Source organism: Halorubrum lipolyticum DSM 21995, from assembly GCF_000337375.1.
Lineage (GTDB): Archaea > Halobacteriota > Halobacteria > Halobacteriales > Haloferacaceae > Halorubrum > Halorubrum lipolyticum.
This window is the reverse complement of the sequence record NZ_AOJG01000037.1, coordinates 21,709-33,857: the sequence shown is the minus strand read 5'-3', so window position 1 is coordinate 33,857 and position 12,149 is coordinate 21,709. Positions and strand designations below refer to the sequence as shown.

Annotated in this window: 10 protein-coding genes; 5 read left to right on the top strand and 5 right to left on the bottom strand. The window is 67.3% G+C overall.

Annotated elements, in window-relative coordinates:
* Positions 1-36: 36 nt before the first annotated feature.
* A complete protein-coding gene (locus C469_RS13000) occupies positions 37-1,185 on the bottom strand; it encodes a DUF1616 domain-containing protein (protein WP_008007316.1) in 1,149 nt (382 codons plus the stop codon).
* 137 nt (positions 1,186-1,322) lie between these two features.
* On the opposite strand from C469_RS13000, the gene C469_RS12995 reads away from it, so the two are divergent.
* From C469_RS12995 to C469_RS12985, 3 genes are read left to right on the top strand one after another with little or no spacing between them, the layout of a single operon-like run.
* On the top strand, positions 1,323-1,598 hold the full coding sequence (locus C469_RS12995; RefSeq protein WP_008007314.1) for a hypothetical protein: 276 nt from the start codon (positions 1,323-1,325) through the stop codon (positions 1,596-1,598).
* Entirely contained in the window at positions 1,599-2,711 is a 1,113-nt protein-coding gene (locus C469_RS12990) for a DUF4350 domain-containing protein (RefSeq protein WP_008007312.1), read from the top strand.
* Positions 2,704-3,720, top strand: a complete 1,017-nt coding sequence (locus tag C469_RS12985) for an AAA family ATPase (RefSeq protein WP_049911429.1) — start codon at positions 2,704-2,706, stop codon at positions 3,718-3,720. Before C469_RS12990 ends, C469_RS12985 begins: the two co-directional genes overlap by 8 nt.
* A 36-nt stretch (positions 3,721-3,756) precedes the next feature.
* On the opposite strand, the gene C469_RS12980 is transcribed toward C469_RS12985, so the two are convergent.
* The 3 genes from C469_RS12980 to C469_RS12970 are packed head-to-tail and all read right to left on the bottom strand — an operon-like array spanning position 3,757 to position 6,680.
* On the bottom strand, positions 3,757-4,659 hold the full coding sequence (locus C469_RS12980) for a hypothetical protein (RefSeq protein WP_008007310.1): 903 nt from the start codon (positions 4,657-4,659) through the stop codon (positions 3,757-3,759).
* Positions 4,660-4,689: 30 nt separating this feature from the next.
* The gene (locus C469_RS12975) at positions 4,690-5,256 is read right to left on the bottom strand and encodes a hypothetical protein (protein WP_147587309.1); all 567 of its coding nucleotides are present in this window, start codon (positions 5,254-5,256) and stop codon (positions 4,690-4,692) included.
* The gene (locus tag C469_RS12970) at positions 5,253-6,680 is read right to left on the bottom strand and encodes a DUF58 domain-containing protein (RefSeq protein WP_008007308.1); all 1,428 of its coding nucleotides are present in this window, start codon (positions 6,678-6,680) and stop codon (positions 5,253-5,255) included. The genes C469_RS12975 and C469_RS12970 overlap by 4 nt, the downstream gene beginning before the upstream one ends.
* Positions 6,681-6,832: 152 nt before the next feature.
* Between C469_RS12970 and C469_RS12965 the strand changes: the two genes are divergently transcribed.
* Positions 6,833-8,953 (top strand): Ig-like domain repeat protein, encoded by a 2,121-nt coding sequence (locus tag C469_RS12965; RefSeq protein ID WP_008007307.1) that lies wholly within the window; start codon positions 6,833-6,835, stop codon positions 8,951-8,953.
* A gap of 638 nt (positions 8,954-9,591) precedes the next feature.
* The gene (locus C469_RS12960; RefSeq protein WP_008007306.1) at positions 9,592-10,515 is read left to right on the top strand and encodes an NAD-dependent epimerase/dehydratase family protein; all 924 of its coding nucleotides are present in this window, start codon (positions 9,592-9,594) and stop codon (positions 10,513-10,515) included.
* A 91-nt stretch (positions 10,516-10,606) separates the two neighbouring features.
* Here the strand turns inward: C469_RS12960 and C469_RS12955 are convergent, their stop codons facing one another.
* Positions 10,607-11,953 carry a hypothetical protein gene (locus C469_RS12955; RefSeq protein WP_008007305.1) on the bottom strand — a complete coding sequence of 449 codons (1,347 nt, stop codon included), beginning with the start codon at positions 11,951-11,953 and terminating at the stop codon, positions 10,607-10,609.
* Positions 11,954-12,149 lie beyond the last annotated feature (196 nt).

Genomic DNA, 12,149 nt, shown 5'->3' with positions numbered 1-12,149 from the left:
GACCCTTCGCGCGGAACGGGAGAACCCCCGCCGATATCACTCGTTCGATGACTCGGGTTCGACATCGATCCAGAGGTGGACCTCTCGATACGCGTTCTCTTCCGTCGGCTCGTCTGGAACCTCGCCGTCGTACAGAAGGTACTGGACCCGGAGGTTCTCGCCGGTCCGCGTCGGTCGGAGGGTGTGAGGTTCGTGGTGCGTCTCGTTGTGGCTGACCGTCGCCTCGAACCGATCGAGCCGGGTCCGCTCGACGACGGTCGTCTCGTTGCCCTCAGTGACGGCCTCTTGCAGCTGGACCACGACGGAGTACTCCGTCGTTTCGTACTCGTTGTTGCCGATCCCGACGATCAGTTCCGCACTCTCGTTGGGCGACATGGTCTCGGGGTAGCCGTCCGCGACGAGCTCGCCGTCGGGATCTTCGGTGAGGAGGTAGAGCTCCGTGAACTGCTCGCCCTGCGGCGGGACGGCCACGGCGTAGCCGACGCTCCCGACCGCGAGCAGGACCGAGACGACGAGCACGACGTTGAGCGCCGCGTCGGTCCGATCGTCCGGATCGAACGCCTCCCGTTTCCCGGTCGCGATCCAGTCGCGGTACGGGACCGCGAACCGCTCGTCCGGGGGGAGCTCCCAGCGCCGACGCGCGGCGACGGCGACACAGACGAGCGTGACCCCGGCGACGCTCGTCGCGACCGGCGCGAGGCGGATCCCCCACGGCGTGAAGTTCAACACCAGCCCGATCAGCGGCACGATCGCGATCGAGAGCCCGAACGAGAGCGCGACCCGTTCGACCCCGTCGATCCCCGACCGGTCGGGAGCCCCGGAGCCGGACGGCTCACTTCCGGCGTTCTCGGCGGCCGTCCGTCTCTCGTCGGCCGCCTCGGTGCCGGGAACCGGACGCGGCTTCGAGTCGTCGTCGTCGACCGTCGTTCCGTCCGACCCGTCGTCGGTCTCGTCCGTCGCGGAGCCCGACCCCGCTTCGGGGAAGAGCGCGGCGATGAACGCGTACCCGGGCAGGAACAGCACGAAGATGAGCCCGAACCCGACTCGAAGCGGCGTCTCGTCGACTACCGGCACGAACACGGCCGCGAGCGTCAGCGCTGTCAACACGACCACCGCGGCGAGGTCCGCCGGAAGCCGACGAACGGGTTGGGGGAGGAGGAGCCAGCTCTCCCGACGGTCCACCATACCCAGTCGAAGCGGGACGGTGGACAAAAGCGACTCGGTCGTCAGGACGTCTCGGAAAGCGGGTTGGTCGGTTACGACTCGTTCCCGGCGGAGTACACACCAGTGGATTGATGCCTCGGTACACGAACACGAGGGTAATGGCCCTCGGGAAGCGACGCCGGTTCGTGTACGGGGTCGTCGCTTGGATGCTCGGCGCGATCGTCCTCCTCACCGCGCTCGGGTCGCTGACCCTGGAGCTCTTCTTCGTGGTCTCGCTCATCGGTCTGCTCGTCGTCGTGGAGCTCACGGCGCCGTTCAACGTGACGCCGCGCTGGCGGCGTCGGCTGCTGCCGGTGATCGGCGTCGGCCTCGCCGCCTTCGGCTACATCGTCGTCAGGCGGATCCTCGAAATTCTCCCCGAGGGGGTGATCTAGATGCGCACGCCACCGGTCCCGCGGCTCGTGTTGTACGCGTTGGCGATCACGGTCGGGCTCACGCTCGTCGTCGCGGCGAGCACGACCACCGCCGCGTTCGGCGCGTACAACCTCGAGTGGGACGGAACGAGCGACCTCCGGGAACACGCCGACGAGCAGGCCGTCAGCAACATCACGCTCGACACGACGGCGTACGAGACCGCATCCGCGAACGAGACGGTCGCCGTCGTCATCGCCCCGGAAGAGCGATACACCGGAAACGACTCCCAGCGCGTCCAACGGTTCGTCGAAGCGGGCGGGACGCTGGTGGTCGCGGACGATTTCGGACCGCACGGAAACGCTCTGCTCGCCGATATCGGGGCGGACGCGCGGTTCAACGGCTCGCCGATCCGCGACGAGCGACACTACTACCGATCGCCGTCGCTGCCGATCGCGACGAACGTCGCGAACGCCACGTACACCGAGGCGGTCCAACAGCTGACGTTGAACTACCCGACGGCGATCGACGCGAACTCCGCGACCGAGATCGCGACCACCTCCGAGTTCGCCTATCTCGATCGCAACGAGACGGGGAACCTCTCGCTCACCGACGAACTCGGAACGTATCCCGTCGTGACCGCTGAAAGCGTGGGAGACGGGCGAGTCATCGCGGTCGGAGACCCCAGCGTGTTCATCAACGTCATGTTGACGCAGCCCGATAACGAGGCGTTCGCGACCGGGCTGTTGAGCGAACGCGAACGCGTGCTGTTGGACTACTCTCGGTCGGGAGACCAGCCCCCGCTTGCGGTCGCGTCCCTGGCGTTGCGGTCGTCGCCACCGCTGCAGATCGGGGCGGGTGTTCTGGGTGTCGTCGCCGTGTGGGCGTATCTGGGCCGATCCCGAACGCTCGGCGCGACGGCACGTGCCGGGCTGTTCGCGGTGCTGCCACGGGGACGCGAACGGCTCCCGGTCTGGCTGGTCGGGGCGAGCGGTGACGAGACGGACGGCGTCGTCGACGAGGCCGCGGTGCTTTCCTCGTTGAAACGCCGGTACCCCGAGTTGGACGAGGCGCGCCTCCGGAGTATGATGACAGACACTTTAACCAAGCAGTCACGAGAGGAAACGAATGAGTAGTCCGGCAGAGATCCATGAAGCGATCGGTGGGGCGATGGACGACGTCGTCGTGGGGAACGAGCGGGTCATCGAGGGCCTCACCATCGCGCTCCTCACTGACGGGCACGTCCTCCTCGAGGGGATCCCCGGGGTCGCGAAGACCACGATCGCGAGGGCGTTCGCGCAGGCGTCGGGGCTGTCGTTCAACCGGATCCAGATGACCCCGGACATGGTGCCGGCGGACATCTCGGGGACGAACGTGTACCAGCAGGCGACCGGCGAGTTCCAGCTGCGGAAGGGGCCGGTGTTCGCGAACCTCGTCGTCGCCGACGAGATCAACCGCGCGACGCCCAAGACCCAGAGCGCGCTGCTCGAGGCGATGGAGGAGTCGACGGTGACCATCGAGGGAGAGACGCTCAGACTCCCGGACCCGTTCATGGTCGTCGCGACGCAGAATCCGATCGAGATGGAGGGCGTGTTCGAACTCCCGGAGGCACAGCGTGACCGATTCCAGTTCAAGTACACGGTCGAGATCCCCGACCGGGCCGACGAACGGGAGGTTCTGGACCGATTTGACGATCTACTGACGCTCGACGCGACGGAGGTCTCGCAGGTCGTCGAACCGGACGATCTCGCGTCAGCGAGCGACGCGGTCGGCGACGTGTTCGTCGCTGAGCCGGTCAAGGAGTACATCCTCGACATCGTCTCCCGGACGCGAGACGCGTCGGCGCTTCGATACGGCGGGTCCCCCCGTGCCACGCTCTCGTTCCTCAGAGGGGGGAAGGCCCGGGCGGCGATCCGCGGCCGATCGTACGTGATCCCGGACGACGTCAAGGCGCTCGCCGTCCCGGTACTGGTTCACCGTGTGATCAGGACGACGGACGCGGAACTCGCCGATCGATCGAAGACGGAGGTCATCGACGAGATACTCGAGAGCGTCGCTCCGCCGAGCGCGGATCTGTCGCTTTCGGAGGAGAGCGACGGCGGACCTCACGCCGGTGACGGCAGGGAGACGCGCGCCGAGGAGTGAGATCGGCCCAGTTTTTAATATTTAAACCCACCGTTTTTATACAGATTTCTCCGTCTCCTGCCCGGTTTCCAGCCGACCGTATCGACAGGTCACGGAAAGCGAGTCGGCGTCGGTCACGTCAACGCGAACGGGTTCATCGAGGGCGTGAGCCACGCTGACGGCGAGGAACGAGGGGATCGGATGGTCGAGACTCGTCGGATCGCCGAGTCCCGGACGACTGAGTTCGAAGGTGAGACGACCGGTCGCGGTGTCGACGTCGTAATCGACGCCGTCCGCGAGTTCGAACAGCTCGACGAGCGCGTCTGCGATCGCCGGTGCGACCGCGTCGATATCGGTCTCAAGCGATCGGTCCCGGGCGTTCTCGAACTCCTCGAACAGCGGGCCTCCCGTCGGATGAAACGCGACGCCGCCTCGCTCCGGAGAGTCGGGAACGACGAAGAGGTCGGCGAACGCCGACTCGTCGGGCAGCGGTTTCGCGTCGTACCGGGGAACGAACAGCCGGACGTCGTCGCCGGGGACGTACACCGGGTCACCGCTCAGACCGAGCTCGTCGGTGATGGCGTCTCGGTCGGCGCGCAGCGCCTGGAAGATGCGAGACCCGACGCGAGCCGACACGAACCGCTCCGGCGTGAGCACGTAGGTTAACACGCCGGCGAAGACCCCGGTGCCACCGAGCGCGAAGAGGACGCTTCGGGAGTCCGGAAAGCCGATGCCGCCGAGGATCGCGAGCGCCCCGACGACGAACAGCCCGACCGCCGTCCGCCGATACGTCGCCTGCTGTGCGCGGACGTACTCCTCGCGGAGCTGTCGGTTCTCGGCTTCGAGTATCGCGAGTCGGGTCCGGAGCTCGCTGGAGTCGGTCCGCGCTTCGAACTCGCCTGGGACCGTCTCGGCGGGCGATTCCGTTTCACTGGGGCTGTTCATCGTGCTGTCATCCATTCCGTGAGCCACTGGTTCATTCTTTCGTCTCTACTCGGAGCGTGTCTGGTTTGCGGAGCGATCGGTTGCGGCCTCGATGCCGTCGCCGTCGCGTGTCTCTCCGGGTGACTCGCCGTCGACGAGTCCGAGACGGACGAGCGTGACTCGGCGCGCGAGATACGTTCCGAACGCGACCGCGAGACAGACGAGCCCGCCAGCGACGAGCGGACCGCGTCGCAGACCGATGACGAGGAGAGCCGCGAGGACCGCGTACGCGAGCAGCGTCCCGGCGACGGCGGCGTACGCGTTCTGCGATCGCGCGGGTTCGGTGAGGACCGCGACGAGGGCGAGCTGGGAGACGCCGACGGCAACGAGGTCCGTGCTCGTCAGCCCGGGGAGGAGGGCGAGCTGTCCGGCAACGAACGCGAGCGGTGACGGAACGAACGCGGCGACGAGCAACAGGAGCACGGACAGCCCGACGGCAGGGAGCGGACCGACGACCAGGACCACGGCGAGCACGGTGACCAGCCCGAGCAGGCTGACCGGATCGCGGACGCGCCTCTGGCGGAGCACCGGCAGGTCGCCCGATGCCGAGCCTGGTGATACTGAGTCGCTCATTGGACCGTCCCTCGGTCGGCTCGACGCTGTGTGAGCACTGCGTCCAGGCGTGTCCCCGGGGCGATCTCCAACACGGTCACGCGAGGGTGGGCGTCCAGCTCGCGGCGGAACCGTTCGAACGCCCGATACCGTTCGTAGACGTCGTCGAGGTCGGTCAAGTCCGTCGGGTCGAACAGACACCGTGGCGTCAGCATGACGAGCGCGCGTCCGCCGGCCCGAACCACCGATTTCACCGCCTGTTCGATCCCGGCGGGGTCGTGATCACTGGCGACGATCACGAGCAGTCCGTCCGTCCCGACTCGGCTGTGGACCGCTCTGACGGCGCCGACGAGGGGATGCCCTCGAGTGCGTCGCACGTAGGCGTTCGGGTCGCCCACGTATCGCGTCAGCACGCGTGCGAACCGACTGTCGTCGCCCTCGATCCGGGTCGCCAGTCGGCGGGCGCGGTCGGCCGAGCGACGACCGTACGTCGACGGGTCGTCGGTCGGAACGAGTTCGTACAGTCGCGTTTCGACGCGGTCGAACGCCTGGACCGTCGTTCCCGGATCGATCGTCTCTGTGAGCCCCTGATCGCCCGTCGTGTACAGTCCGATCGGATCGTTGTGTTCGAACGCCGTGCGCGCGACGCTCGTCGCGACCTCACGGGCGTAATCGAGCATCGTCTCACCCGGGTCGCCGGCCGCCATCACGCCGCGGTGATCGACGATGAGAACCGTTCGCCGATCGGTCTCCCGCTCCGTCTCCCGGACGTACGCCGTCGCCAGTCGTGCGGTCGTTTTCCAGTCGATCCGAGAGAGGTCGTCCGTCGGGGTGTACTCCCTGATACCGTGGGTCGTCACGCCAGGCCCGCGCTGCGTGGAGCGGTGCTGGCCGTACACGCTGTGCGAACGACGGCCGCCTCGCCCGATGCGGATGTCCAGCGTCTCCGCCCGAACGGTCGCCGTCGGCGACCCGCTTCGGGTGAACTGTACCCGGTATAACCCGAACGGGTCGGTCGCCCGAATGCGCGGCGACGGGAAGACGAACCGGCCGGCCACCGGGAACTCGACGTCGAACGTCGTTTCGCCCGTCGTCTCGTCGGGTCCGAGTTCGACCGTTCGGCCCTCGGAGTCGACCGCGACGCCGGGCGGCGTCCCCGCTCGGACAGACACCGGACCCATCGTCGCCGCGGTCGGCCGACGGACCGCGAGCGTCGCCGAACGGGTCGTTCCAACTATCGCGGTGTCCGCCTCGAGTGCGTAGGCGATCTCAAGGCGGTCTCCCAACCGTGTGAATTCCCGGCTGGAGACCCCGGCGACGCCGAGCAGCCACGCGCCGAGACCCGCTCCGGCGAGGAGGAGGATCGGTCGCTCGGTGAGCACCCCGAGAACGACGAGGACGACGCCGGATCCGGCGGTCGCCCACCAGCGATCTGTGACCTCCATTGGGTTACCGTTAATTCGAAGCGTACTGAACGTTGGCTTTCATGATGCCCCTCCGGTAGAACGGACGCGCCGACGCGCCGACGCGGCGTCTCAGATCGACGTGATCGGATTTGCCTCGTGGTCTTTATGTTCATTCGGACGCGACTAGAATCGTGTCGAATCGCTCGTCTCGTCTCCTTGCGATCCTCGCCGCAGTCGTCGTGACGAGCGCCGTCATCGGTGGTGTCGCGGTCGCGACCCCCACGGGATCGGCCCCGGCTACCAGCAACGAGACGGCGAACGCAACCGTCCCGCACCAGAACCCCGACGAGGTCGACGAGGCCGGCGACGACCGCCGCGTCGCCGGCCACCTGTCCGCGCGACTCGGCGACCGACTGACCGAGAGCGCGATCGCGCTCAGCGACGGCGAGTACGAATCCGGCCGCGAACCCCTCGGCGAGGAGTACGGGGACCTCCTCGAGAAGTACGGCGTCGTCGCCAGCGACCTCGACGAAGATGAGTTGGCACGGGAGTTCAATCTGACGCGAGAACAACAGCGCGAGCTGGCGGGCTCGATCGAGGAGACCGACGCGCTCGTTCAGGAGTATCAGCGGGCCGTTGAGAACGGGAATGACGAGCGGGCCCGTGAGCTCGCTCGTGAGCTTCTGGAGACCGCAGCGGAGGTGAACGAGACGACGACCGGTCTCGAACGGCAGTACGCGGTGCTGGGAGATGAGGCCGGCGTCGACCTCGAGGAAGCGGAGGGAGCGGTCGAAGAGATCCGCCGGACCGCCGGGGAAGCGGCGGTCGCGATCGAAGCTCGGGAGTTCACCGACAGTCAGCTCGCCGTCGAGACGAACCGAACGACCGTCTCCACTGGCGAGCCCGTCGCCGTCTCGGGTCGGCTCACGACGGCGAACGGCACCGCGATAGACGACGGCGTGATACGCGTCGGATACGGGGACGACACGGATACGACGCGGACGAACGGCGATGGAACGTTCGAGGCGACGTACCGGCCGGTGTCGGCACCAGTGAACGACTCGAACCTCACCGTTCGGTACGAGCCGTCCGATACCGATCCGTACCTCCCGACGAGCGAGGTGGTTTCCGTGCGGATCACCGACCAAGCGGACACGGCGATAGCCGTCTCGAACGCCACCGAGACCGTGGCGTTCAACGAGACGGTTCGCACCGCGGCGTCCGTTCGAGTGCCGGCCGCGGCCGACGGCCGATTGGACGGGATCCCGCTCGTGCTCACCGCCTCCGGGAACCGGATCGCGACCGCCGAGACGGACTCGGAGGGCCAGGCCGTCCTCGCTGGACAGTTGCCGGCGACCGTGCCGGCCGGCGAGCGTGAGCTCCGGGTCGCGGTCGATCGAGACGACCTCGCGGTCGCCGCATCGACGGCGTCGGTCCCGGTCGCCGTTCAGTCGACGCCGACCGACCTCTCCGCGGACGCGGCGCTCAACGCGACGAACCAATCCGTCGTTGCGTCCGGGCGACTGACGACCGCGGACGGAACCGGAATCTCGGGACGCTCCGTCCGAGTCGCCGTCGGGGGAACGGACCTCGGACGGGCGGTGACCGACGGTTCCGGCCGCTACCAGGCGACGTTCACGCTGCCGGAGGCGATCGAGCGCGGCGACGAGCCCACGCTCACCGCGACCTTTTCGGGAACCGGAACGAACCTCGAGGAGAGCTCCGACAGCCAGTCGCTGTCGCTTCCGGCGGAGCGGTCCGGATCGAGCCCCGGGAGCGCCGACGAGCCGGTGATCGAACTCACCGACGGCGTCCTGATCGGTATCGTCTCGTTCGCCCTCGTCGCGCTCCTGGTTGTCGCGTTCCGAAAGCGTCTGCTCGCCCGATTCGGCCCGATCGGACCGTGGACTGGTGAGCCCACTGAAGCGGGGGCGGCTGCCGCGAGCGGATCGGGGTCTCGCTCGGGAGCCGGAGCGGGCAAAACGGACGCACACGCTGGCGCAACTGCGGGTCCGTCACTCCTCGAACGAGTCCGTACCGCGCTGTCGGCCGGCGGACTGAACCGGGCGGTCCAGCTGGCGTATGCGGGCGTCCGGGCGTGGTTGTCGTCGGGAAGCGGACCGTCGACGGACACCCACAGGGAGTTCTACGAACGCCGAAAGCGGGACGACGATATCGACACGACGCGGCTCAAACAGATTACCGAAGCGTATGAGGCAGCGGCGTTCGCGCCGAACGACGTGTCGGCCGAGACGGCCGACGAGGCCGTTGCCGCGACCGACGAGCTCGTCGACGACCGAGACGGGAACTAATCGAGTGTTGGGCTGACCCCGATCGCACGACCCGCCGGTGCGAACAGTACGTACGGCCCCGCGTCTGCCGTCCGTATTCTTCGAGAGTGATCTGATGGATTCAACAGCCACATTAGACTGTATTAGCTATAGTTTTCTCGGATTTATTTTTGCATTATTGGGTGATAGAAAAATTTAATAGATATTGTAAATTCATATAAATTTGTGTGATGAAACCTTCGACGTGTCTGTCCTGCGGCAGCGAACAGGTGAATATTCTGAGTGTTCCTCCGCACAATCACGACCGCGGGAGCGAGTGGGTCACGAAACTCGAATGCCCCAACTGTGGTCACGTCGAGTGGTTCGACTGAGAGCTGGACGCGAATCGGGAGACGACCCGCCACAACCGTCCCCGACCGATACGTCGGCCCGAGAGAACTCGACTCCAGACAGAAGCGCCGTCGGCAGTGACGGCGGCACCGCCCGTACCGCGCGATCGCCGACGGGCCTCGCGGAAGCGACCGTCCACGCTCGTCACGGGTGGGGCGTAGTTGACATCCGGCGCCGATAGCGCGAGACGGCGATATACCGTTCACGTGCACGCCCCGTTTTCCTGTCAAACCGGATATTTTTTGAGAGTCCCCCGTCGTTCCTGAACCATGCAGGACAAGCGCGTGTTGGTCACGGGCGGCGCAGGGTTCATCGGGTCGAACTTGGCGAATCACCTCGCGGCCGACAACGACGTGATCGTCGTCGACGACGAGTACCTCGGGACGCCGGAGAACCTCGAGGAGAGCGTCACCTACCACTCGGCGAGCGTGTTGGACGAGGACCTCCCCACAGACGTCGACGCGGTGTATCACCTCGCGGCGCTCTCCTCGTACGCGATGCACGAGGAGAACCCGCAGCTGGGGGCCCGCGTCAACGTCGAGGGATTCGTCAACACCGTCGAGCAGGCGCGACAGGACGGGTGCGACACGGTCGTCTACGCCACGACATCCTCCATCTACGGCGACCGGACCGAGCCCTCGCCCGAGGACATGGCGGTCGCGGTGAACACCGGCTACGAGGCCTCGAAGCTCGCCCGCGAGCGCTACGCCGAGTACTTCTCGAACCACTACGACCTGTCGTGTGCCGGCATGCGGTTCTTCTCGGTGTACCAGGGATACGACGGCGCCGAGGAGCACAAAGGCGAGTACGCCAACGTGATCGCTCAGTTCGCCGACGACATCGCCAACGGGCGGCGGCCGGAGGTGTACGGCGACGGGACTCAGACCCGGGACTTCACGCACGTCGACGACATCGTCCGCGCGCTCGAGGTCGCGGGCGACGAGCGGCTCGACGGGATCTACAACGTCGGCACCGAGGAGCCGTACGACTTCAACGAGCTCGTCGAGCTGATCAACGCGGAGCTCGGGACGGACATCGAGCCGACGTACGTCGAGAACCCGATCCCGGAGGACGTGTACGTCCACGACACGTACGCGGACATCTCCAAGCTCCGCTCCGAGACCGGGTGGGAACCCCAGATCTCCTTCGAAGAGGGGCTCGCCCGCGTGTGCGAGCCGTATCTCTCGGGGTAGTCCCCGTCGGAAAGCGCCGCGTCGAGCGGGTCGGTCCTCGCCTTCCGCTCGCGTCGGTCGGACCCGTTCATCGGGCCCACCGGAGCGCGTCTCAAGCCTCCAGTGAGTCGGCGTTTTCGGCGGTGTCAACCAGCCGCGCCACGACCTCTCGCTCCGTCGGAGAGATCTCCCCGCGATCGATCCGGCCGGTGACGAGATCGATGAGGTCACAGCGCTTGAGCAGCGCCCGCGCCCGCTCGTCCTCGAGACCGAGCTCGCGCCGCACCTCGTAGACGGTCCGCGAGTCCGTGACGGCGTCGACGAGCTCCGCCGGCGTGACTCCCTGAGGGAGCGCGGTGTGGGGGATCGCATCGACCGATGGCTCGGAGTCGTGGGCCTCGCGCGCCGCGGCCGTCTCCGCCGACGCTCCGTCCGCCAGCTTCCCGTTTCCGCTGTCCGCGCCGCCTCCAGCCTCGTCGCCGGCGGCGGAGCCGCCGTCGACATCGCCACCGTCGCCGTCGCCGTTTTCTGCGTCGCCATTATCGACATCGCCGTTTTCTGCGTCGCTGGCGTCGGAGGCGGTGGCGTCACCGCCGATATCGGAGTCGTCGTCGCTCGCGCCGTTGTCGACCTCTTCGTTCGGATACCCGCCAGCCTCGGGCGAGCGGTCGGGGGAGTCGAGGGAATCGACGGCCGCGTCCTCGAGGAGGCGGTCCGTTCGCGGTTTCGGCTCGTGAACGCCGTGTTCGACCATGTATTTGCGAACCGTCTGGGGCGTGACGTCGACGCCGAGCTCCTCGGTCATCTCCGCGAACGTCGCGTCCGGGTCGTAGACCGCTTCGAGCCGATCGGGGTCCCGGTACGCCGGTCGGGAGTCGACGTCCGCGCTCGGGGCGTCCGCCGAGCCCGGGCCGTCCGCCGAGCCGCTCTGGACGGCCATGACCCCCGCCCCGTCGCTTCTCGCCGCAGTCGGGTCGTCGTCGACCCCCGCGTCCGCTTCCGCTCCGTCGTCCGAGCGAGTCGTCGGCGGCGGGGAGTCTCGGGTGGCGTCGCTCGACTCGTCACCCGTGTCTTCCGGCCGCTCGGTCGTCTCCTCCGGTCCGTCCGTGACGGGCGGTTCGGCCGTGTCAGCGGTGCTCGACCCGGTCGCGGACGGATCTGTTGCGGAGGGGCCTGTTGCGGAGGCGTCGCCCGTCGCCGATGCCGCGGCGTCAGGGGGCTCGGTGCGGAGGTCGACGTCGATCCGGAGGCTCCCGTCGGCGATCGCGACCCGCTCCGCGTCGATCCGGACGCCCGAAGGCGTGTCGCCGCGGACGAGCGGGACCGTCACGCGGGCGCTCCCGCTTGTGGCTTCGTTCTCGAACGTCACGTCGAGGTCCTCGATCTCGTTTCCGGCCGCCTCGATCGACGCGGCGAGTCCCGCGAGCGCGGCAAGTCCCTCGCTGGGTGTCTGCGCCATCTCGGGAGGCGATAGTGTTATCGAGAATATAACTCTTCCGCGGAAACCCCCGAATCGGCCGGCGTCTCGCGACCGATCTGTCCCCTCGATGGCAGTATTGTTTGATCGTCCGTGACATTTATCTGCGCGTTCGTCACAGAATCGTCTGAATTACCCACCAAACGACCACGAAACACCGACATACAAAACCTTAAAA